Here is a 21,319-nt window from a genome sequence, read left to right on the forward strand (position 1 = left end):
GTCGCCTTCAGTCAGGAGAGTCCGGTGTCAGAGGTCCGTGTGATCATCCAACGCGATTCCGAGCGGGAAGAGCGCGTGGTGACGACGGGCACTACGGCCGCCGACCTCTTCACCGGCGAGCGCACCATCGTCGCGGCCCGCGTCGCCGGCGAACTGAGGGACCTCGCGTACGAGGTGCAGGACGGCGAGGAGGTCGAGCCCGTCGAGATCTCCTCCGAGGACGGCCTGAACATCCTGCGCCACTCCACCGCGCACGTGATGGCCCAGGCCGTGCAGGAGCTCTTCCCCGACGCCAAGCTGGGCATCGGCCCGCCGGTCAAGGACGGCTTCTACTACGACTTCGACGTCGAGAAGCCGTTCACGCCCGAGGACCTCAAGGCCGTCGAGAAGAAGATGCAGGAGATCCAGAAGCGCGGACAGCGCTTCTCCCGCCGCGTCGTCACCGACGAGGACGCCCGCGAGGAGCTGGCGGCCGAGCCGTACAAGCTGGAGCTCATCGGCATCAAGGGCTCCGCGTCCACGGACGACGGCGCGAACGTCGAGGTGGGCGGCGGCGAGCTGACCATCTACGACAACCTCGACGCCAAGACCGGCGAGCTGTGCTGGAAGGACCTCTGCCGCGGTCCCCACCTGCCCACCACCCGCAACATCCCGGCCTTCAAGCTGATGCGCAACGCCGCCGCGTACTGGCGCGGCAGCGAGAAGAACCCCATGCTCCAGCGCATCTACGGCACCGCCTGGCCCTCCAAGGAGGAGCTGAAGGCACACCTCGACTTCCTCGCCGAGGCCGAGAAGCGCGACCACCGCAAGCTGGGCAACGAGCTGGACCTGTTCTCCATCCCGGAACAGATCGGTTCCGGCCTCGCCGTCTTCCACCCCAAGGGCGGCGTCATCCGCCGGGTCATGGAGGACTACTCGCGCCGCCGGCACGAGGAGGAGGGCTACGAGTTCGTCTACACCCCGCACGCCACCAAGGGGAAGCTCTTCGAGACCTCGGGCCACCTGGACTGGTACGCCGACGGCATGTACCCGCCCATGCAGCTCGACGAGGGCGTGGACTACTACCTCAAGCCCATGAACTGCCCGATGCACAACCTGATCTTCGACGCGCGCGGCCGTTCGTACCGTGAACTGCCGCTGCGCCTCTTCGAGTTCGGCACCGTGTACCGGTACGAGAAGTCGGGCGTCGTGCACGGCCTGACCCGCGCCCGGGGCTTCACACAGGACGACGCGCACATCTACTGCACCAAGGAGCAGATGGCGGAGGAGCTCGACAAGACGCTCACCTTCGTCCTGAACCTGCTGCGCGACTACGGCCTCACCGACTTCTACCTGGAACTGTCCACCAAGGACCCGGAGAAGTTCGTCGGCTCGGACGAGGTCTGGGAAGAGGCCACCGAGACACTGCGCCAGGTCGCCGAGAAGCAGGGTCTCCCGCTGGTCCCGGACCCGGGCGGCGCCGCGTTCTACGGCCCGAAGATCTCCGTGCAGACCAAGGACGCCATCGGCCGCACCTGGCAGATGTCGACCGTGCAGCTCGACTTCAACCTGCCTGAGCGCTTCGACCTGGAGTACACCGGCCCCGACGGCTCCAAGCAGCGCCCGGTCATGATCCACCGTGCGCTCTTCGGCTCCATCGAGCGGTTCTTCGCCGTGCTCCTGGAGCACTACGCGGGCGCGTTCCCGGCGTGGCTGGCGCCCGTCCAGGCGATCGGTATCCCGATCGGCGACGCGCACGTGGAGTACCTCCAGAAGTTCGCCGCCGAGGCCCGCAAGAAGGGCCTGCGCGTCGAGGTCGACGCGTCCTCGGACCGTATGCAGAAGAAGATCAGGAACGCGCAGAAGCAGAAGGTGCCCTTCATGGTCATCGCGGGCGACGAGGACATGACGGCCGGTGCCGTCTCCTTCCGTTACCGCGACGGCTCGCAGGAGAACGGCATCCCCCTCGACGAGGCCATCGCCAAGATCGCGAAGGTCGTCGAGGAGCGCGCGCAGGTCTGATCGGCGCCGGTCGGCACCCCGGCCGTCAGCACGTGACGCGAAGCCCCCGGGAAGTTCAGCGCCCCGGGGGCTTCTCGTCGCCCTCGCGCGAGAACACCTGCAGCAGCCACGAGGAGAACGACCCCGTCACCGCCCCGAGCAGTGCCAGACCGCACACCATCATGGCGACCGCGATCACGCGCCCCCTCGGCGTCACCGGCGTCACGTCCCCGTACCCGACGGTCGAGAGCGTGGAGGCGGCCCACCACACCGAGTCGCCGAACGTGACGATCGTGGCGTGCGGCGCCGCGTACTCCGCCTGGTAGACGGCCAGGGAACCCGAGAAGCCGAGCAGCAGGACCGCGATGCCCGCGTAGAACATCACCCGCGCGTACAGCGGGAGCCGTGGCTCTCCGCGGCGCCGCAGCACGGCGTCGTAGAGCTTGACGACCCGCAGGGGACGCAGGAGGGGCAGGACGAGCACCACGGTGTCCAGCAGGTGGCGGTGAACGAACCGGGGGCCCTGTCCGCTCAGCCGCCACAGCACCAGGTAGTCGACGAGGAATGCCGCCCAGGTGACCATGATCACCGCGAGGCAGGCGTCCCGCCCGGCCTGGGGCAGACCGTGTGCCAGCACATGGACCGCGTACGCGGCGAGGAACAGCAGTGACGCGACCCCCAGTGGTACCTCGGTGCGCTGCTCCCAGCGGGTCATCGGGCTGTCGTCGTCCATGGCCACAGCTTCGCCGGAGGCGCCTTTGCCCGGTACCCGCCGACACGCCGCGAACGGGCGAAGCAATATGCTGCAACACATGACGAGTGAGCCGGAGCAGCAGATCGGAGTCGGAACGCGGGACGCGTTCCAGCGCCTTTGGACGCCCCACCGGATGGCTTACATCCAGGGCGAGAACAAGCCCACCGGCCCGGGGGCCGAGGACGGTTGTCCCTTCTGCTCGATTCCGGCCAAGTCCGACGAGGACGGGCTGATCGTGAGGCGCGGGGAGCAGGTGTACGCGGTGCTCAACCTCTACCCGTACAACGGCGGGCACCTGATGGTCGTGCCCTACCGGCACGTCGCCGACTACACGGACCTGACCGGGCCGGAGACCGCCGAACTCGGTGAGCTGACCAAGCAGGCCATGACCGCCCTGCGCACCGCCTCAGGTGCCCATGGCTTCAACATCGGCATGAACCAGGGCACGGTCGCGGGCGCCGGCATCGCCGCCCATCTGCACCAGCACATCGTGCCCCGCTGGGGCGGCGACACCAACTTCATGCCGGTCGTCGGCCACACCAAGGTCCTGCCCCAACTCCTCGCGGACACCCGCAAGATGCTGGCGGAGGCCTGGCCCACGTCGTAGTCCGGCCCGCCACGCGGCCCGGCGCGGGGCACCCGTCGGGGCGCCCCGCCCGTCGCGCGGCTACGCGTCGTACAGGTCGGCCTTGCGCGGCGCGGGATCCTGCACCGCCGTGCTGAGGAAGGCCGAGCGGTTGCCGAACTTCTCCGTGTCGACGCCGTTCTCCTCGAGGACCTTGATCGCCGCCGTGTGCACCACGCGCAGCACGGGTGTCGCGGCCCGCAGCGCGTCGTCCGCCATGAAGCGGTGCCGCCACGGCTGATCGGCCCAGGCGTGCCGCACCCCGAACGGCTCGGGCAGTTCCAGACTCCCGCCGATCCAGTTCAGCAGCGGCGGATACCAGGTCAGGGGCGCCCGCGCCGCGAGCCGTACGACCTCGTCGGCGGTGACCAGCGGCAGGCTCACCTTGCGGGTCTCCCAGAACTTGACGGCCTTCGCGACCTCTTTGGTCGGCGCCTCCGGCTTGCTGGTGAACAGCGGGTTCACCGGCCCCAGCGCGTGCCCGGTCACCTCGATGCGCAGCGTCTGGTGCAGCACGGTCACCGTGATCATCATGGTGATGATCAACTGGCCGTCCCAGAGCGTCCACTGGACCCCGAGATAGTGCCGGTCGCCGCTGCCGAACTGCTGCTTGTTGCAGATGTCCTGCACGGCGTGCGTCTTGATCGTGTAGGCGTCGACGTCCGTGCCGCCCGGCCGTGACACCGCCTTCGCGTTCTCGCCGATCGGTGTGACGATCCAGTGCTTTATCGAAGGCGCCGGAAAACCACCGGTGTTGAGCGGGCCGCGCTCCAGCATGCGCAACTGGTCGTGGATGTTGCGGATGACGTCCCAGCTGCGGAACGGGTGGATCTCCTTCTTCGCGTCCCGCGCCACCAGGTCCTCGGCGAGCTGCCAGCTGCCCCAGCGGGTGCCCATGCCGAGTATGCCCTTGGGCCCCGCGTAGAAGACCGAGTTGGACTGCTGCTCCGCGGTCAGCCGGGCGAGCGCCTGACGCAGCCGCTCCGCCGCCGTCTCGCCGGGGCTGCCGGGGACCGCCTCGGGAATCTTGGCGCCGATGCCGCCGCCCGACAGCAGGTTGTCCCAGCGGGCCCGCAGATCCTTGGCGGTGCGCTCGCAGATCTGCTTCGCCCACAGCCAGCCGACGACGGGGAGGACCACCGTGGCACGCGCGTACCAGGCCCAGAAGCCCGTGAACGGCATGCGGACGAGGAAGAGGACGGCCAGCGCGCCGACGGCGATCAGGAGTGTGGTGCCGAGCGCGGAACCGCGCTTGTCCGCGCGCTTGGCGATCTGCGTACGGATCTGGAAGACCAGCAGCCACACGATCAGTCCGGGCAGGAACAGCAGCCCGCACAGCACCATGACGGCCGACAGCCAGTTGTCGCGCTCCCGGCGGATGTTGGTCGCCGCGAGACAGTGCTCCACGATGACCTGCGGCTCGGTTCCGAAGGACTGGATGAGCGGTTTGCGGCCCGCGCCCAGCATGCGGGCCGTGACGGCTCCCGAGAAGGCCTCGCCGAGATTCGGCGCGAACAGCTTGATCCGCCCGGCCTTGACGGTGGACTGGTGCCATTCGTTGTCGGCTTTGAGGATCTCCTCCACCGGACTGTCGCGGTACGCAGCCGAGGCCAGCGCGAAGGTCGCCGCCGTCTGCCCCGCGGTGCCCGTGAGCGGCACTTGCGCCCCGGGAGTGAAATCGAAACCGTCGAACGCCACTTCCGCCCCCATCGCCGCCGCACCCGCTCCTGCGGCTTTCCCGACTTCGGTGTCCCGCACACCTGTTGATCAGGTCTTCGTCTTGATCAGGTCCTCAGAGTATCGGCCGCGGCGGACATTCGTCGGCGGACGGCCGAAGCCGCCCACCGACGGATGAAGTCCCCCGAGGAAGTCGCCCAACCTTCAGGTGCCGGGGGCCTGTTCGCGGAGCCGCTCGGCGATCTGCTGCGGCATGGGTTCGTGCCGCGCGTACCGCCGGTCGAAGCGCGCGGTGCCGTGCGAGATCGACCGCAGATCCACGGCGTACCGCCCGATCTCGATCTCCGGCACCTCGGCCCGTACGAGCGTGCGCCCGCCGCCCGCCTGCTCGGTGCCGACGACCCGGCCGCGCCGCCCCGACAGGTCGCTCATCACCGCGCCGACGTAGTCGTCGCCGACCAGGACGGTCACCTCGGCCACCGGCTCCAGGAGATGGATCCTGGTGTCGCGGGCCGCCTCGCGCAGCGCGAGCGCGCCCGCCGTCTGGAACGCGGCGTCGGAGGAGTCCACCGAGTGCGCCTTGCCGTCGAGCAGGGTGACCCGTACGTCGATGAGCGGATAGCCGGCGGCCACGCCCCTGGCGGCCTGGGCGCGCACACCCTTCTCGACGGACGGGATGAACTGCCGGGGCACGGCGCCGCCGACGACCTTGTCGACGAACTCGATGCCCGAGCCGCCGGGCAGCGGTTCGACCTCGATCTCGCAGATCGCGAACTGGCCGTGCCCGCCGGACTGCTTCACATGGCGACCGCGCCCGGTGGACGGGTCGGCGAACGTCTCCCGCAGGGAGACCTTGTGCGGGACCACGTCGACCTGCACGCCGTACCGGTTGCGCAGCCGTTCCAGGGCGACGTCCGCGTGCGCCTCGCCCAGGCACCACAGGACGACCTGATGGGTGTTCGGATTCTGCTCCAGACGCATCGTGGGGTCCTCGGCCACCAGTCGGCCGAGCCCCTGCGAGAGCTTGTCCTCGTCCGCCTTGCTGTGCGCCTCGATGGCGAGCGGGAGCAGCGGGTCGGGCATCTGCCACGGTGCCATGAGCAGCGGGTCGCCCTTGGCCGACAGGGTGTCTCCCGTCTCGGCGCGGTTCAGCTTCGCCACACAGGCGAGGTCGCCCGCGATGCAGTGCGTGAGGGCGCGCTGCTGCTTTCCGAACGGCCCGGACAGGGCGCCGATCCGCTCGTCGACGTCGTGGTCCTCGTGTCCGCGGTCGGTCAGCCCGTGCCCGGAGACGTGCACCGTCTCGTCGGGGCGCAGGGTTCCGGAGAAGACCCGGACCAGGGAGATGCGGCCCACGTACGGGTCGGACGCGGTCTTGACGACCTCCGCGACTAGGGGCCCGTCCGGGTCGCAGGCCTGCACCTCGCGCGCCGCGCCGTCCGGCGTGGTCACCGTGGGCGCCGGGCGCTCCAACGGGGTGGGGAAGCCGCCGGTGATCAGTTCGAGGAGCTCGACCGTGCCGAGCCCCTGCCGGGCTCCCTCGGCGGCCGGCGCGGCGGCCAGCACCGGGAAGAAAGTCCCTCGTGCCACGGCCCGTTCCAGGTCCTGCACGAGTGTCTTGAGGTCGATCTCCTCGCCGCCGAGATAGCGGTCCATGAGCGTCTCGTCCTCGCTCTCGGCGATGATCCCCTCGATCAGCCGGTTACGGGCCGCCTCGATGAGCGGTTGCTGCTCGGGTCCCGGCTCCGCCTCCTTGCGCTCCCCCGAGGAGTAGTCGAAGAGCTGCCGGGTGAGCAGTCCGATCAGGCCGGTCACGGGCGCGTGCCCGTCCGGTGCCTCGGCGCCGTGCAACGGCAGATACAGCGGCAGTACGGCGTCGGGGTCCTCCCCGCCGAAGGCCTCCGCGCAGGTCCGGGTCATCCCCTCGAAGTCCGACCGGGCCGATTCGAGGTGGGTGACCACGATGGCCCGAGGCATGCCGACGGCCGCGCACTCCTCCCACAGCATCCGCGTCGAGCCGTCCACCCCGTCCGAGGCCGAGACGACGAAAAGGGCCGCGTCCGCCGCTCGCAGACCGGCCCTCAGTTCCCCGACGAAATCGGCGTACCCGGGGGTGTCCAGGATATTGATCTTGTATCCGTCCCAGTCGACGGGTACCAGGGAGAGCTGCACCGAACGCTGCTGCCGGTGCTCGATCTCGTCGTAGTCGGAGACGGTGCCGCCGTCCTCCACGCGGCCCGCCCGGTTCACCGCTCCCGCCGTCAGCGCGAGAGCCTCCACCAATGTCGTCTTGCCCGATCCGCTGTGGCCGACCAGCACCACATTCCGTACGGACGCGGGGTGGTCGGCCGCCGTAGCCCTGCCGGCGGCTCCGGTGTGTGCATTCGCCTTGTCGCCCATGGCCTTGCCTCCCGTGCACGGTGAGGTCTCTGTGGGCGCGGGACATGCCGGGCCGCGTGCGGTGGCGGCACCGGTGACGCCCGCGGTGTCTTCGAGCTTTGCACTCGCGTCACGGTGCGTCCATACGGTGGACGCGATCGCGCCGTGACACCGGCGGCATCGGGTCGTGACACGGGGTGCGGGTGCCCGGCCATCGCACAAGCGCACGCGTGGCTACGATGGGCCAGCCGACGGCCAGCAGGGGCCGCCCGGCGACACCGACCCTCGGGAAGGCCATGCTGAACAAGTACGCGCGTGCATTCTTCACGCGTGTTCTCACACCGTTCGCCGCGTTTCTCATCCGCCGGGGGGTGAGCCCCGACACGGTCACCCTCCTGGGCACGGCCGGAGTCATGGCGGGCGCGCTGGTCTTCTACCCCAGGGGAGAGTTCTTCTGGGGAACGATCGTCATCACGCTCTTCGTGTTCTCCGACCTGGTCGACGGGAACATGGCGCGCCAGCTCGGCCGCGCCAGCCGCTGGGGCGCCTTCCTGGACTCCACGCTCGACCGGGTCGCCGACGGCGCGATCTTCGGCGGCTTCGCGCTCTGGTACGCGGGCAACGGCAACGACAATGTCCTGTGCGCCGTCTCGATCTTCTGCCTCGCCAGCGGCCAAGTGGTGTCGTACACCAAGGCCCGCGGTGAGTCGATCGGTCTGCCGGTCGCCGTCAACGGCCTCGTCGAGCGCGCCGAACGGCTGGTGATCTCGCTTGTCGCGGCAGGTCTGGCGGGCCTGCACACGTTCGGTGTGCCGGGCATCCAGGTGCTTCTGCCCATCGCGCTGTGGATCGTCGCCGTCGGCAGCCTCGTCACGCTGATCCAGCGCGTCGTCACGGTCCGCCGGGAGGCCGCCGAGGCGGATGCCGCGGTCGCCGCCCAGAACAGTGAGGCCACCTCGTGACCAGCCTGCAGGACCGGCTGGTGGACGGCGCCTACGCTCTCGGCTGGAGCACCGTCAAGAAGCTCCCCGAGCCGGTCGCCGTGCGCCTCGGCCGCGCGATCGCCGACGTCGCCTGGAAGAAGCGCGGCAAGGGGGTCCAGCGCCTGGAGAGCAACTACGCGCGCGTGGTGCCGGACGCGACACCCGAGCGGCTCGCCGAGCTCTCCCGGGCCGGCATGCGCTCGTACCTGCGCTACTGGATGGAGTCGTTCCGCCTTCCCGCGTGGAGCGAGGAGCGGGTACGGAACGGGTTCGAGATCAAGGACGCGCACCGCCTCACCGACGGGATCGCCTCCGACCGGGGCGTCATCCTGGCCCTTCCGCACATGGCGAACTGGGACCTCGCGGGCGCCTGGGTCACCACCGGGCTGAAGACGCCGTTCACGACCGTCGCCGAGCGCCTCAAGCCCGAATCGCTGTACGACCGTTTCGTCGCCTATCGCGAGGGCCTCGGCATGGAGGTCCTGCCGCACAGCGGCGGTGCCGCGTTCGCCACACTGGCCCGGCGCCTGCGCGACGGCGGACTGATCTGCCTGGTCGCCGAACGGGACCTGTCCGCGTCGGGCGTCGAGGTGGAGTTCTTCGGCGAGGCGACCCGGATGCCCGCGGGACCGGCCCTGCTCGCCCAGCAGACCGGCGCCATCCTCCTGCCCGTGACGCTCTGGTACGACGACTCGCCCGTCATGCGGGGGCAGGTGCATCCGCCCGTCGAGGTCCCCGAGTCAGGTACCCGTGCCGAGAAGACGTCTGTCATGACACAGGCGCTGGCCGACGCCTTCGCCAGCGGCATCGCCGACCACCCGGAGGACTGGCACATGTTGCAGCGTTTGTGGCTCAAGGACCTCGACCCCGGGAAGGCTCCCGAAGAGGGGTCCTCTTCCGGGGATCCCGAGAAGAGGAACCCGTGAGGATCGGCATCGTCTGCCCGTACTCCTGGGACGTCCCGGGCGGCGTCCAGTTCCACATCCGCGACCTGGCCGAGCATCTCATCGGCCTGGGGCACGAGGTCTCCGTCCTCGCCCCCGCGGACGACGACACCCCCCTGCCGCCGTACGTCGTCTCGGCCGGCCGCGCTGTCCCGGTGCCGTACAACGGCTCGGTGGCGCGGCTGAACTTCGGCTTCCTGTCGGCGGCCCGGGTACGGCGCTGGCTGCACGACGGCACCTTCGACGTGATCCACATCCACGAGCCGACCTCCCCGTCGCTCGGCCTGCTCGCGTGCTGGGCCGCGCAGGGGCCCATCGTCGCCACCTTCCACACCTCCAACCCGCGCTCCCGGGCGATGATCGCCGCGTACTCCATCCTCCAGGCCGCCCTGGAGAAGATCAGCGCGCGGATCGCCGTGAGCGAGTACGCCCGGCGCACCCTCGTCGAGCACCTCGGCGGTGACGCCGTCGTCATCCCGAACGGCGTCGACGTCGACTTCTTCGCCCGTGCCAAGCCCAAGCCCGAATGGCAGGGCGACACGATCGGCTTCATCGGCCGCATCGACGAGCCCCGCAAGGGCCTGCCGGTGCTCATGAAGGCGCTGCCGAAGATCCTGGCCGAGCGCCCGCAGACGCGACTGCTGGTCGCCGGACGCGGCGACGAGAAGGAGGCCGTGGAGTCGCTGCCCGCCGAGATGCGCTCGCGCGTCGAGTTCCTCGGCATGATCAGCGACGAGGACAAGGCCCGCCTCCTGCGCAGCATCGACCTCTACGTCGCGCCCAACACCGGCGGCGAGAGCTTCGGGATCATCCTGGTCGAGGCGATGTCCGCCGGAGCGCCGGTGCTCGCCGCGGATCTCGACGCGTTCGCCCAGGTCCTCGACCAGGGCTCCGCGGGTGAGCTGTTCGCCAACGAGGACGCGGACGCCCTGGCCGCCGCCGCGGTGCGCCTGCTCGCCGACCCGGAGCGCCGGGCCGGACTGCGCGAGCGGGGGAGCGCCCATGTACGGCGCTTCGACTGGTCGACGGTCGGTGCGGACATCCTGTCCGTGTACGAGACGGTCACGGACGGCGCCGCCGCGGTCGCCACAGACGAACGCACAGGTTTCCGGGCCCGCTTCGGCCTGGCCCGGGACTGAACGAGTCCGGACCCGCCCGAACCGAACGGGCCCCGCGCCGGACTCCCGGGCGGGGAAAACCGTACGTCCCGCGTGCGGCCCGGCACGCCGCAGCACCGCCACTCCCGCGCGCGGGTGGCCGGTCCGCGTCCGGACGGGCCTCTCGCGGCCGGTCCGCTTCCTGGACGGATTGCCGACGGCCTCTCACACCGGGCCCGTGCCGCACTCCCGTGCGGGGGAGCGCAGTCCGCGTCGCCAGCGGGACGCGGGCGGCCTGCTGAGCCGGCCTGGCGTGAGCTGGTCCCGCGCCGCGCTCCCGAGCGGGGAAGAGCCAGTCGTTCAGCATGGAGCTCTGGGCCCGCGGAACGCACAACCCGCGCGCGGGGAGGCCGACCCCGCTTTCCGGCGGGAACCAGCGGGCCCACTGAATCGGCCCACCGAACCGGCCCCGTGCCGCACTCCCGTGCTGGGCTCGGGGTGTTGCGGAGCCGTACTCCCGCGTGCGGGCAGGCCGGTCCGCTTCCCCGGCGGCCCGAGCCGAGAACGGCCTGAACCCGACGGTCCGGCCCACTCGGGCCGGGCGGCTGCCCAGCGGACGCCTCCGCCCCTCGCGCCGCACGGCGTGTTCCGCCCAGCCGGGTGCGCGCACCCGGCTTTCACGGATCCCGCGGACCCGGGCAACGGGGTGCGGCGGCCCGTGCCTCGCGCGCGCCGCCCCACGCGGCAGTCCAAGCGTCGGGGCCCCGCCGGGAACCCGTCCGACTCGTCGTCCCGACAGGGTGGCCCACGTTGCGCACGGGACCTGAGGGGCCCGCGCGCCCACACGGGTAGCCTTGCCGCCCGTGACCGCAACCCTCATCTGGATCCTCGTCGGCCTTGTCGTGATCGGCCTCTATCTGAGCTGGACCGCCGGGCGTCTCGACCGGCTGCACGCCCGCATCGACGCCGCCCGCGCCGCCCTCGACGCGCAGCTGCTGCGCCGGGCCTCCGTGACCCAGGAGCTGGCCACCTCCGGCGTGCTCGACCCGGCCGCCTCGATCGTGCTCTACGAAGCGGCGCACGCGGCCCGGCAGGCGGAGGAGGAGCAGCGCGAGGTGGCCGAGAGCGAGCTCAGCCAGGCCCTGCGCGCGGTGTTCGGGGAGACACAGCAGGTCGAGGCTGTCCGCCAGGTGCCCGGCGGTGAGGAGGCGGCCGGCGAGCTGGCCCAGGCCGTACGCCGGGTGCCGATGGCACGGCGCTTCCACAACGACGCCGTACGCGCCGCCCGCGCCCTGCGCCGCCACCGCAAGGTCCGCTGGTTCCACCTCGCGGGCCACGCCCCGTTCCCGATGGCCTTCGAGATGGACGACGAGCCCCCGACGGCCCTGGCGGACCGCCCGACGACCTGATGGACAGGGGTGGGCCGGAAGGAAAACGATCCACCGCCTCCCCATTGGCCCTTGCAGTGGACTGGTCACCTCGCGTTTCCTCGGAGTGCAGAAATCCTCTTTCACCCAGTGAGGTCAACCCGTGTCCAGCATGCTCTCCAACTCCGCCCAGTCCTCTGAGAACACCGCGATCGGCACCGCCCGCGTCAAGCGCGGCATGGCCGAGCAGCTCAAGGGCGGCGTGATCATGGACGTGGTCAACGCCGAGCAGGCGAAGATCGCCGAGGACGCCGGCGCCGTGGCCGTCATGGCCCTGGAGCGGGTCCCCGCCGACATCCGCAAGGACGGCGGCGTCGCCCGGATGTCGGACCCGAACATGATCGAGGAGATCATCGAAGCGGTCTCCATCCCGGTGATGGCCAAGTCCCGCATCGGCCACTTCGTCGAGGCCCAGGTCCTGCAGTCCCTCGGCGTCGACTACATCGACGAGTCCGAGGTCCTCACCCCGGCCGACGAGGTCAACCACTCCGACAAGTGGGCGTTCACCACCCCCTTCGTCTGTGGCGCCACCAACCTGGGCGAGGCCCTGCGCCGTATCGCCGAGGGCGCGGCCATGATCCGCTCCAAGGGCGAGGCCGGCACCGGCAACGTCGTCGAGGCCGTCCGCCACCTGCGCCAGATCAAGAACGAGATCGCCAGGCTGCGCGGCTTCGACAACAATGAGCTGTACGCCGCCGCCAAGGAGCTGCGCGCCCCGTACGAGATCGTCAAGGAGGTCGCCGAGCTCGGCAAGCTCCCGGTCGTCCTGTTCTCCGCCGGTGGTGTCGCCACCCCCGCCGACGCCGCGCTCATGCGCCAGCTCGGCGCCGAGGGCGTCTTCGTCGGCTCCGGCATCTTCAAGTCCGGCGACCCGGCCAAGCGTGCCGCCGCCATCGTGAAGGCCACCACCTTCTACGACGACCCGAAGATCATCGCGGACGCGTCCCGCAACCTCGGCGAGGCCATGGTCGGCATCAACTGCGACACCCTCCCCGAGACCGAGCGCTACGCCAACCGCGGCTGGTAGTCACATGAGCACTCCTGTCATTGGCGTCCTGGCTCTCCAGGGCGACGTACGGGAGCACCTCATCGCCCTGGCCGCGGCGGACGCCGTGGCCAGGCCGGTAAGGCGCCCCGAGGAACTCGCCGAGATCGACGGTCTTGTCATCCCTGGCGGCGAGTCCACCACCATCTCCAAGCTGGCCGTCCTCTTCGGAGTGATGGAGCCCCTGCGCGCGCGAGTCCGCGACGGCATGCCGGTCTACGGCACCTGCGCCGGCATGATCATGCTCGCCGACAAGATCCTCGACCCGCGCTCGGGCCAGGAGACCATCGGCGGCATCGACATGATCGTGCGCCGCAACGCCTTCGGACGCCAGAACGAGTCCTTCGAGGCGGCGGTCGACGTCCGCGGCGTCGAGGGCGATCCTGTGGAGGGCGTATTCATCCGCGCGCCCTGGGTCGAGTCCGTGGGCGCCGAGGCCGAGGTGCTCGCCGAGCACGAGGGCCACATCGTCGCGGTACGCCAGGGAAACGCGCTCGCCACGTCGTTCCACCCGGAGCTGACGGGCGACCACCGTGTTCACGGTTTGTTCGTCGACATGGTGCGCGCGAACCGGACACCGGCGTCCTTGTAGGATCTGTGGGGTCTTCCCAGGCTCCCAATGTCTGGGGGAGTCCGTACAGGTTGGGTTACGCGAAGGAGACAGGCAGATGTCCGGCCACTCTAAATGGGCTACGACGAAGCACAAGAAGGCCGTGATCGACGCCAAGCGCGGCAAGCTCTTCGCGAAGATGATCAAGAACATCGAGGTCGCGGCCCGCACGGGCGGCGCCGACGTGTCCGGCAATCCGACGCTGTTCGACGCCATCCAGAAGGCCAAGAAGAGCTCGGTCCCGAACAAGAACATCGACTCCGCGGTCAAGCGCGGCGCCGGTCTCGAGGCCGGTGGCGCGGACTACGAGACGATCATGTACGAGGGTTACGGCCCGAACGGTGTCGCCGTGCTCATCGAGTGCCTCACCGACAACCGCAACCGCGCGGCCTCGGACGTCCGCGTCGCCATGACCCGCAACGGCGGGAACATGGCCGACCCCGGCTCCGTGTCGTACCTGTTCAACCGCAAGGGCGTCATCATCGTCCCCAAGGGTGAGCTGGCCGAGGACGACGTCCTTGGTGCCGTGCTCGACGCGGGTGCCGAAGAAGTCAACGACCTCGGCGAGTCCTTCGAGGTCCTGTCCGAGGCCACCGACCTGGTCGCGGTGCGCACCGCGCTCCAGGAGGCCGGCATCGACTACGACTCCGCCGACGCCAACTTCGTCCCGACCATGCAGGTCGAGCTCGACGAGGAGGGCGCCCGGAAGATCTTCAAGCTGATCGACGCCCTGGAGGACAGCGACGACGTGCAGAACGTCTTCGCCAACTTCGACGTCAGCGACGAGGTCATGGAGAAGGTCGACGCCTGATCGAGGGCTTGCCCGGAGCGACGGGCCGACGGGACACCCCGTCGGCCCGTCGCTCTGTCAGTGGCACCCGATAGCCTGCACGAACTGGGGATACCTCCCAGCGGAGGCCGGCTACGTCGAAGGAGGGCCCGGGTGCGGGTGCTGGGTGTTGACCCCGGGTTGACCCGGTGCGGTGTCGGGGTGGTCGAAGGAGTCGCGGGCCGGCCCCTGACCATGCGCGGCGTCGGAGTCGTACGCACCCCCGCGGACGCCGAGCTGGGCCTGCGGCTGGTCGCCATCGAGCAGGGCATCGAGCAGTGGCTCGACGAGTACGAACCCGAATACGTCGCCGTGGAGCGGGTGTTCAGCCAGCACAACGTCCGGACCGTGATGGGCACCGCCCAGGCCAGCGCCGTCGCCATGCTCTGCGCGGCCCGGCGCGGCATCCCCGTCGCCCTGCACACCCCGAGCGAGGTCAAGGCCGCCGTCACCGGCAACGGACGCGCCGACAAGGCCCAGGTCGGCGCGATGGTCACCCGCCTGCTCCGGCTCGCCGAGCCGCCCAAACCCGCGGACGCGGCGGACGCCCTCGCCCTCGCCATCTGCCACATCTGGCGCGCCCCCGCCCAGACCAGACTCCAGCAGGCCGCCGCGCGGATCGGCCCCGACCGGGCCGTCGCGCAGAACAGACTTCAGCAGGCCGCAGCCGCGCACGCCTCGCACCAAGCATCGAAAGGCCGTACCGCATGATCGCCTTCGTCAGCGGCCCGGTCGCCGCCCTCGCCCCCGACTCCGCGGTCGTCGAGGTCGGCGGCATCGGCATCGCCGTCCAGTGCTCGCCCAACACGCTCTCGGGGCTCCGCATGGGACAGCAGGCCAAGCTCGCCACCTCCCTCGTCGTCCGCGAGGACTCGCTCACCCTCTACGGTTTCACCGACGACGACGAACGCCAGGTCTTCGAGCTGCTCCAGACCGCGAGCGGAGTCGGCCCGCGCCTCGCCCAGGCGATGCTCGCCGTGCACACCCCGGACGCCCTGCGCCGCGCCGTGTCCACCGGGGACGAGAAGGCCCTCATCGCCGTCCCCGGCATCGGCAAGAAGGGCGCCCAGAAGCTGCTGCTGGACCTCAAGGACCGGCTCGGCGAGCCCCTCCGCCCCGGCGGCCCGGCCATCGGCACGGCGGTCACCACCGGCTGGCGCGACCAGCTGCACGCCGCGCTCATCGGCCTCGGGTACGCCACTCGCGAGGCCGACGAGGCCGTCTCCGCCGTCGCCCCGCAGGCCGAGGCCGCCGAGGGGACCCCGCAGATCGGCCAGCTCCTCAGGGCCGCCCTGCAGACCTTGAACCGAGCACGCTGAACGGTCCCGGCCCCCGGGCCGGGCGCGTGCCCCGGTGCGGCCCGCGCCCGCCGTACCGCCGACCGCCCCACCACCACGAGACCACGAGGCACCACCGATGAACTGGGACGACACGAGAGACGAAGCCGCCGACGAGCGGCTCGTCGACCCCACCGCGGAGCGGTTGGTGGGATCGGTCGCCGACGGCGAGGACCAGGCCGTCGAGGCCGCGCTGCGCCCCAAGGACCTGGACGAGTTCATCGGCCAGGAGAAGGTCCGTGAGCAGCTCGACCTGGTCCTGCGCGCCGCACGCGCGCGGGGGGCCACCGCCGACCACGTGCTGCTCTCCGGCGCTCCCGGGCTCGGCAAGACCACCCTCTCGATGATCATCGCGGCCGAGATGGGCGCCCCCATCCGTATCACCAGCGGCCCCGCCATCCAGCACGCCGGAGACCTCGCCGCGATCCTCTCCTCCCTCCAGGAGGGCGAGGTCCTCTTCCTCGACGAGATCCACCGCATGTCCAGGCCCGCCGAGGAGATGCTCTACATGGCGATGGAGGACTTCCGCGTCGACGTCATCGTCGGCAAGGGCCCCGGCGCCACCGCCATCCCGCTGGAGCTGCCCCCGTTCACGCTGGTCGGCGCCACCACGCGCGCGGGACTGCTGCCGCCGCCGCTGCGCGACCGCTTCGGCTTCACCGCGCACATGGAGTTCTACGAGCCCGCCGAGCTGGAGCGCGTCATCCACCGCTCCGCCGGCCTCCTCGACGTCGAGATCGACACCGAGGGCGCCGCGGAGATCGCCGGCCGCTCCCGCGGCACGCCCCGCATCGCCAACCGCCTGTTGCGCCGCGTACGCGACTACGCGCAGGTCAGAGCGGACGGGATCGTCACCCGGGAGATCGCCGGTGCGGCACTGAAGGTCTACGAGGTCGACGCCCGGGGACTGGACCGTCTCGACCGCGGCGTCCTCGAGGCCCTGATCAAGCTTTTCGGCGGCGGCCCTGTCGGATTGTCCACACTTGCTGTCGCGGTGGGGGAGGAGCGTGAGACCGTGGAAGAGGTCGCCGAGCCCTTCCTCGTACGAGAGGGACTCCTCGCCCGCACTCCCCGTGGCCGGGTGGCGACACCCGCGGCATGGGCACATCTCGGCCTCACGCCACCCCGCCGGTCAGCAGGCGGAAACGGACAAGAAGACCTGTTCGGGGCGTGACGGCGTGCGCACGTACCGGGGCAGGAACCCCGGTGCCATGCTGAGCGTTGTTCCCTGAGTGCGGACTCGCTTAGACTCCGCCGATGCCGCCCTTGTCGACGGCATACATACCCCCATCCAGCAGGCCGCTCACCTGGTGCGGTCGAAGAAGGAAGTCCCGACCCGTGAGTCCCTACACCCTTCTCCCCTTCATCGTGCTCATCGGGGCCATGTTCCTGATGACCCGATCGGCCAAGAAGAAGCAGCAGCAGGCGGCTTCCATGCGCAACGAGCTGCAGCCCGGCTCCGGCGTGCGGACGATCGGCGGTATGTACGCCACTGTCAAGGAGGTCAACGACGACACGGTCCTCCTCGACGCGGCCCCGGGTGTTGACCTGCTCTTCGCGAAGAACGCGATCGGTGCGGTCCTCACGGACGACGAGTACAACCGCATCGTCCACGGCATCGAGCACGACCTGAAGGCGGACGGCACAGTCGTGCCGGACGACGCCTCCTCCCTCACCGAGACCGACGAGCCCGCCGCCGACGCCTCTTCCGACGCCTCCGACGACAAGCCCCTCGACCTCGGCAAGAAGGACGCGGCGGACAAGCCGGCCGACGAGGTCGTCGAGGCGAAGGCCGACCAGGCCTCCGACGTCGACGATGCAGAGCCGAAGAAGACCGACGGCGAGGCCGACGCGAAGTAGTCACGACCCGGGAGCGCGGCGCGGTCCGCTCGCGCCTCGCACCTCCCGGGACGTGCTGTTCTCGCACGGAGTCCCGACACCATGGCATGGCCGTCCACGCGCTCACCCGGCGCAGGGCGGCCCGAGAGGGAGTACGAGAAGGTGGCAGCACCGAAGAAGGGCCGGAGCGCGAGCGCCCAGAGCAGGCCGGGGCGCTCGCTGGCCCTGATCCTGATCGCCATCGCGGCGCTCACCGGAGGGATGTTCGCCTCCGGGCACACCACTCCGCGTCTCGGCATCGATCTCGCCGGCGGCACGAGCATCACGCTCACGGCGAAGAACGAGCCGGGCCAGCCCAACGCGATCAACAAGACCAACATGAACACCGCGGTCGACATCATGAACCGCCGTGTCAACGGTCTCGGTGTCTCCGAGGCCGAGGTTCAGACCCAGGGATCCGACAACATCATTGTCAACATCCCCAAGGGAACGAACTCCAAGCAGGCCCGCGACCAGGTCGGCACCACCGCCAAGCTCTACTTCCGTCCCGTGCTGACCACCGAGGTCTCCGGGGCCGACGCGTCGGCCAGCCCGTCGCCGAGCGCCTCCAGCAGTGCCTCCGGCAAGTCCACGGACAAGGCGACCTCGTCCTCCTCCGCCCCCGCGACGCCGTCGGCCTCCGCCACCACCCAGGGTCGCGCGGTCACCGACGCCCTGAAGGCGGGCTCCTCGCCGTCGCCGAGCGGCACCCCGAGCTCCTCGGCCTCCTCCAGTGCCGCTCCCTCGGCCAGCGCCAGCGTGGACCCCGCGACCGCCAAGCTGCAGTCCGAGTACGCCGCGCTGAACTGCGCCGACAAGGCGGCCCGCGCCACTGCCGGTGTCGGCGCCAAGCCGACCGAGCCGACCGTGGCCTGTGGCAAGAACTCCTCGGGCCAGTGGCAGAAGTACGTGCTCGGCCCGGCCGAGGTGTCCGGCACGGACATCAAGAAGGCCGCCGCCGTCTTCGACACGCAGAGCGCCGCGGGCTGGAAGGTCACCATGGACTTCACGTCCGGTGGCACCAAGAAGTTCGCCGACATCACCGCCAAGCTCGCCAAGAACCAGTCCCCGCAGAACCAGTTCGCCATCGTCCTCGACGGTGAGGTCGTCTCCGACCCGTTCGTCAACCAGGCGCTGACCGGCGGCAACGCGGAGATCTCCGGAAGCTTCAGCCAGACCGAGGCGCAGGACCTGTCCAACATGCTGAAGTACGGCGCGCTGCCGCTCAGCTTCAAGGAGTCCAGCGTCACCACGGTGACCGCAGCGCTCGGTGGCGAGCAGCTGCACGCCGGACTGATCGCCGGCGCCATCGGCCTCGCCCTGGTCGTCATCTACCTGGTGATCTACTACCGCGGCCTGTCGGTCATCGCCATCGCCTCCCTGGGCGTCTCCGCGATCCTCACCTACGTGCTCATGGCGCTGCTCGGCCCGGCCATCGGCTTCGCGCTGAACCTCCCGGCCGTCTGCGGTGCGATCGTCGCGATCGGTATCACAGCGGACTCGTTCATCGTCTTCTTCGAACGCATCCGGGACGAGATCCGCGAGGGCCGCTCCCTGCGACCCGCCGTCGAGCGTGCCTGGCCGCGTGCCCGACGTACCATCCTGGTCTCCGACTTCGTGTCGTTCCTCGCCGCCGCGGTGCTCTTCATCGTCACCGTCGGCAAGGTCCAGGGCTTCGCGTTCACCCTCGGTCTGACCACGGTTCTCGACGTCGTCGTCGTGTTCTTCTTCACCAAGCCGCTGATGACGCTCCTCGCCCGCAGGAAGTTCTACGCTGAGGGCCACCGCTGGTCCGGCCTCGACCCGAAGCGACTGGGCGCCAAGCCGCCGCTGCGCCGCACCCGTCGCGCGTCCGCCCCCGTCGACACGAAGGAGGCGTGAGATGTCGAAACTCGGCACCCTCGGCGCCCGGCTCCACCGCGGCGAGATCGGCTACGACTTCGTCGGAAAGCGCAAGATCTGGTACGGCATCTCGATCCTGATCACCATCACGGCCATCCTCGGCCTGACGGTGCGGGGCCTGAACATGGGCATCGAGTTCCAGGGCGGCGCCGTCTTCACCACCGGCAAGTCCAGTGTCTCGGTTAGCCAGGCGGAGACGTACGCACAAGACGCCTCCGGCCACGACGCGGTCGTCCAGAAGCTCGGCAACGGCGGACTGCGCATCCAGATCGCCGGTATCGACACCGACAAGTCGGACGCGATCAAGGACAAGCTCGCCACGGACCTGAAGGTCGACTCCGAGCAGATCAACGCCGACCTGGTCGGCCCCAGCTGGGGTGACGAGATCGCCAACAAGGCCTGGGAGGGCCTGGCGATCTTCATGGTCCTGGTCGTGATCTACCTGGCCATCGCCTTCGAGTGGCGCATGGCCATCGCCGCGCTGGTCGCCCTGATCCACGACATCACCATCACGGTCGGCATCTACGCCCTGGTGGGCTTCGAGGTCACCCCGGGCACGGTGATCGGTCTGCTCACGATCCTCGGTTACTCGCTCTACGACACGGTCGTCGTCTTCGACAGCCTCAAGGAGCAGACCAAGGACATCACCAAGCAGACCCGCTGGACCTACAGCGACGTCGCCGACCGCTCGATCAACAGCACCCTGGTGCGTTCCATCAACACCACGGTGGTCGCGCTGCTGCCGGTCGGCGCCCTGCTGTTCATCGGTGGCGGCGTGCTCGGCGCGGGCGTGCTCAACGACATCTCGCTGTCGCTGTTCGTCGGCCTCGCGGCCGGCGCGTACTCCTCGATCTTCATCGCCACGCCGCTCGTCGCCGACCTCAAGGAGCGCGAGCCGCAGATGAAGGCCCTGCGCAAGCGGGTCCTCGCCAAGCGGGCCCAGGCGGCCGCCCAGGGCGAGTCCCCGGAGCAGCGGGTCACCGAGTCGTACGAGGACGACGAGCCGGATGACGTCACGCCCGCGGTCGTCGGTCCCCGCAACCAGCCCGCGTCCCGCACCCGCGGCCGCGGCCGGCCCTCGGGGAAGCGCCGATGACCGGCATCGAAGAGCTGCTGTTCAGCCGTATCCGTGACGTGGCCGACTACCCGGAGCCGGGGGTGATGTTCAAGGACATCACCCCGCTCCTGGCCGACCCGGCCGCGTTCGGCGCGCTGACCGGCGCCCTGGCGGACATCGCCGTGCGCACCGGAGCCACCAAGATCGTCGGCCTGGAGGCCCGTGGCTTCATCCTCGGAGCGCCGGTCGCCGTCCAGGCAGGGCTCGGCTTCATCCCGGTGCGCAAGGCGGGCAAGCTCCCCGGAGCGACCCTGTCGCAGGCGTACGACCTGGAGTACGGCTCCGCCGAGATCGAGGTCCACGCCGAGGACCTGAGCGCGGCCGACCGCGTGCTGGTCGTCGACGACGTCCTCGCCACGGGCGGCACCGCCGAGGCCTCGCTCCAGCTCATCCGCCGGGCGGGCGCCGAGGTCGCGGGCGTCGCCGTGCTGATGGAGCTCGGCTTCCTGGGCGGCCGCGGCCGTCTGGAGCCTGCTCTGGCCGGCGCTCCCCTGCAGGCGCTCCTCACGATCTGAGGCCCGTCCGCTCACCACCCGGGAGACAGCCCCGGGAGAGGCCCCCGAAAGGCCTGAGACACCCGTAGGACACCGTGGAGGCGGGCCCGGAGGAATCCGGCGCCCGCCTCTGGCGTTCCTTCTGTACGAGGTCGCCCCCGGCGGCCGACAGCGAGTCCGGCGCGAAGGATCGCTACCATGGGGTTTCCGGAGCCTGACCGGGGGACCCGGATCGCGCACG

At 70.3% G+C, this 21,319-nt stretch carries 19 protein-coding genes; 16 read left to right on the forward strand and 3 right to left on the reverse strand.

The window, feature by feature from the left end:
* Window positions 1-24: 24 nt before the first annotated feature.
* Window positions 25-2,001: a threonine--tRNA ligase gene (gene thrS, locus ACFYR3_RS11705; protein ID WP_355839600.1), complete on the forward strand. Its 1,977-nt coding sequence runs from the start codon at window positions 25-27 to the stop codon at window positions 1,999-2,001.
* A gap of 55 nt (window positions 2,002-2,056) precedes the next feature.
* Here the strand turns inward: thrS and ACFYR3_RS11710 are convergent, their stop codons facing one another.
* Window positions 2,057-2,713 (reverse strand): potassium channel family protein, encoded by a 657-nt coding sequence (locus tag ACFYR3_RS11710; protein WP_355839598.1) that lies wholly within the window; start codon window positions 2,711-2,713, stop codon window positions 2,057-2,059.
* A gap of 67 nt (window positions 2,714-2,780) precedes the next feature.
* Between ACFYR3_RS11710 and ACFYR3_RS11715 the strand changes: the two genes are divergently transcribed.
* Window positions 2,781-3,341 carry an HIT domain-containing protein gene (locus tag ACFYR3_RS11715; RefSeq protein WP_355839596.1) on the forward strand — a complete coding sequence of 187 codons (561 nt, stop codon included), beginning with the start codon at window positions 2,781-2,783 and terminating at the stop codon, window positions 3,339-3,341.
* A gap of 60 nt (window positions 3,342-3,401) precedes the next feature.
* On the opposite strand, the gene ACFYR3_RS11720 is transcribed toward ACFYR3_RS11715, so the two are convergent.
* Window positions 3,402-5,069 (reverse strand): hypothetical protein, encoded by a 1,668-nt coding sequence (locus tag ACFYR3_RS11720; protein WP_355839595.1) that lies wholly within the window; start codon window positions 5,067-5,069, stop codon window positions 3,402-3,404.
* Window positions 5,070-5,240: 171 nt separating this feature from the next.
* Entirely contained in the window at window positions 5,241-7,436 is a 2,196-nt protein-coding gene (locus tag ACFYR3_RS11725) for an elongation factor G-like protein EF-G2 (RefSeq protein ID WP_355839593.1), read from the reverse strand.
* Window positions 7,437-7,654: 218 nt separating this feature from the next.
* On the opposite strand from ACFYR3_RS11725, the gene pgsA reads away from it, so the two are divergent.
* The 14 genes from pgsA (at window position 7,655) to ACFYR3_RS11795 (ending at window position 21,099) form a co-directional block, all read left to right on the forward strand.
* Window positions 7,655-8,377: a phosphatidylinositol phosphate synthase gene (gene pgsA, locus ACFYR3_RS11730; RefSeq protein ID WP_355839995.1), complete on the forward strand. Its 723-nt coding sequence runs from the start codon at window positions 7,655-7,657 to the stop codon at window positions 8,375-8,377.
* The gene (locus ACFYR3_RS11735) at window positions 8,374-9,324 is read left to right on the forward strand and encodes a phosphatidylinositol mannoside acyltransferase (RefSeq protein ID WP_355839591.1); all 951 of its coding nucleotides are present in this window, start codon (window positions 8,374-8,376) and stop codon (window positions 9,322-9,324) included. The genes pgsA and ACFYR3_RS11735 overlap by 4 nt, the downstream gene beginning before the upstream one ends.
* Window positions 9,321-10,481 (forward strand): glycosyltransferase family 4 protein, encoded by a 1,161-nt coding sequence (locus tag ACFYR3_RS11740; protein WP_355839589.1) that lies wholly within the window; start codon window positions 9,321-9,323, stop codon window positions 10,479-10,481. Before ACFYR3_RS11735 ends, ACFYR3_RS11740 begins: the two co-directional genes overlap by 4 nt.
* An 821-nt stretch (window positions 10,482-11,302) precedes the next feature.
* Window positions 11,303-11,848, forward strand: a complete 546-nt coding sequence (locus ACFYR3_RS11745; RefSeq protein WP_355839587.1) for a hypothetical protein — start codon at window positions 11,303-11,305, stop codon at window positions 11,846-11,848.
* Between the two features lie 130 nt (window positions 11,849-11,978).
* Window positions 11,979-12,893 carry a pyridoxal 5'-phosphate synthase lyase subunit PdxS gene (gene pdxS / locus ACFYR3_RS11750; RefSeq protein ID WP_355839993.1) on the forward strand — a complete coding sequence of 305 codons (915 nt, stop codon included), beginning with the start codon at window positions 11,979-11,981 and terminating at the stop codon, window positions 12,891-12,893.
* 4 nt (window positions 12,894-12,897) lie between these two features.
* Entirely contained in the window at window positions 12,898-13,503 is a 606-nt protein-coding gene (gene pdxT / locus ACFYR3_RS11755; RefSeq protein WP_351130312.1) for a pyridoxal 5'-phosphate synthase glutaminase subunit PdxT, read from the forward strand.
* A 76-nt stretch (window positions 13,504-13,579) separates the two neighbouring features.
* The gene (locus tag ACFYR3_RS11760) at window positions 13,580-14,332 is read left to right on the forward strand and encodes a YebC/PmpR family DNA-binding transcriptional regulator (protein ID WP_328556626.1); all 753 of its coding nucleotides are present in this window, start codon (window positions 13,580-13,582) and stop codon (window positions 14,330-14,332) included.
* Between the two features lie 132 nt (window positions 14,333-14,464).
* Complete coding sequence (gene ruvC / locus ACFYR3_RS11765; protein WP_355839585.1) at window positions 14,465-15,061, forward strand: crossover junction endodeoxyribonuclease RuvC; 597 nt, start codon at window positions 14,465-14,467, stop codon at window positions 15,059-15,061.
* Window positions 15,058-15,669 carry a Holliday junction branch migration protein RuvA gene (gene ruvA / locus ACFYR3_RS11770; RefSeq protein ID WP_356785649.1) on the forward strand — a complete coding sequence of 204 codons (612 nt, stop codon included), beginning with the start codon at window positions 15,058-15,060 and terminating at the stop codon, window positions 15,667-15,669. The genes ruvC and ruvA overlap by 4 nt, the downstream gene beginning before the upstream one ends.
* A 97-nt stretch (window positions 15,670-15,766) precedes the next feature.
* A complete protein-coding gene (gene ruvB / locus ACFYR3_RS11775; protein WP_389282596.1) occupies window positions 15,767-16,861 on the forward strand; it encodes a Holliday junction branch migration DNA helicase RuvB in 1,095 nt (364 codons plus the stop codon).
* Between the two features lie 164 nt (window positions 16,862-17,025).
* Window positions 17,026-17,547 (forward strand): preprotein translocase subunit YajC, encoded by a 522-nt coding sequence (gene yajC, locus ACFYR3_RS11780; RefSeq protein ID WP_355839579.1) that lies wholly within the window; start codon window positions 17,026-17,028, stop codon window positions 17,545-17,547.
* A gap of 141 nt (window positions 17,548-17,688) precedes the next feature.
* Entirely contained in the window at window positions 17,689-19,446 is a 1,758-nt protein-coding gene (gene secD / locus ACFYR3_RS11785; RefSeq protein ID WP_355839577.1) for a protein translocase subunit SecD, read from the forward strand.
* Between the two features lies 1 nt (window position 19,447).
* Window positions 19,448-20,563: a protein translocase subunit SecF gene (secF, locus tag ACFYR3_RS11790; RefSeq protein WP_355839575.1), complete on the forward strand. Its 1,116-nt coding sequence runs from the start codon at window positions 19,448-19,450 to the stop codon at window positions 20,561-20,563.
* Entirely contained in the window at window positions 20,560-21,099 is a 540-nt protein-coding gene (locus ACFYR3_RS11795; RefSeq protein WP_355839573.1) for an adenine phosphoribosyltransferase, read from the forward strand. Before secF ends, ACFYR3_RS11795 begins: the two co-directional genes overlap by 4 nt.
* Window positions 21,100-21,319 lie beyond the last annotated feature (220 nt).

The organism is Streptomyces sp. NPDC005784, assembly GCF_042871525.1.
Taxonomy (GTDB): Bacteria; Actinomycetota; Actinomycetes; order Streptomycetales; family Streptomycetaceae; genus Streptomyces.

What these genes read in the sequence shown, in the direction of transcription:
- secF (WP_355839575.1), top strand. Translation starts at nt 19,448, where the DNA reads ATGTCGAAACTCGGCACCCTCGGCGCCCGGCTCCACCGCGGCGAGATC.
- ACFYR3_RS11795 (WP_355839573.1), top strand. Translation starts at nt 20,560, where the DNA reads ATGACCGGCATCGAAGAGCTGCTGTTCAGCCGTATCCGTGACGTGGCC.
- pgsA (WP_355839995.1), top strand. Translation starts at nt 7,655, where the DNA reads ATGGGCCAGCCGACGGCCAGCAGGGGCCGCCCGGCGACACCGACCCTC.
- ACFYR3_RS11725 (WP_355839593.1), bottom strand. Translation starts at nt 7,436, where the DNA reads ATGGGCGACAAGGCGAATGCACACACCGGAGCCGCCGGCAGGGCTACG.
- pdxT (WP_351130312.1), top strand. Translation starts at nt 12,898, where the DNA reads ATGAGCACTCCTGTCATTGGCGTCCTGGCTCTCCAGGGCGACGTACGG.
- ACFYR3_RS11720 (WP_355839595.1), bottom strand. Translation starts at nt 5,069, where the DNA reads ATGGGGGCGGAAGTGGCGTTCGACGGTTTCGATTTCACTCCCGGGGCG.
- ruvB (WP_389282596.1), top strand. Translation starts at nt 15,767, where the DNA reads ATGAACTGGGACGACACGAGAGACGAAGCCGCCGACGAGCGGCTCGTC.
- ruvA (WP_356785649.1), top strand. Translation starts at nt 15,058, where the DNA reads ATGATCGCCTTCGTCAGCGGCCCGGTCGCCGCCCTCGCCCCCGACTCC.
- ACFYR3_RS11710 (WP_355839598.1), bottom strand. Translation starts at nt 2,713, where the DNA reads ATGGACGACGACAGCCCGATGACCCGCTGGGAGCAGCGCACCGAGGTA.
- ACFYR3_RS11715 (WP_355839596.1), top strand. Translation starts at nt 2,781, where the DNA reads ATGCTGCAACACATGACGAGTGAGCCGGAGCAGCAGATCGGAGTCGGA.
- pdxS (WP_355839993.1), top strand. Translation starts at nt 11,979, where the DNA reads ATGCTCTCCAACTCCGCCCAGTCCTCTGAGAACACCGCGATCGGCACC.
- ACFYR3_RS11760 (WP_328556626.1), top strand. Translation starts at nt 13,580, where the DNA reads ATGTCCGGCCACTCTAAATGGGCTACGACGAAGCACAAGAAGGCCGTG.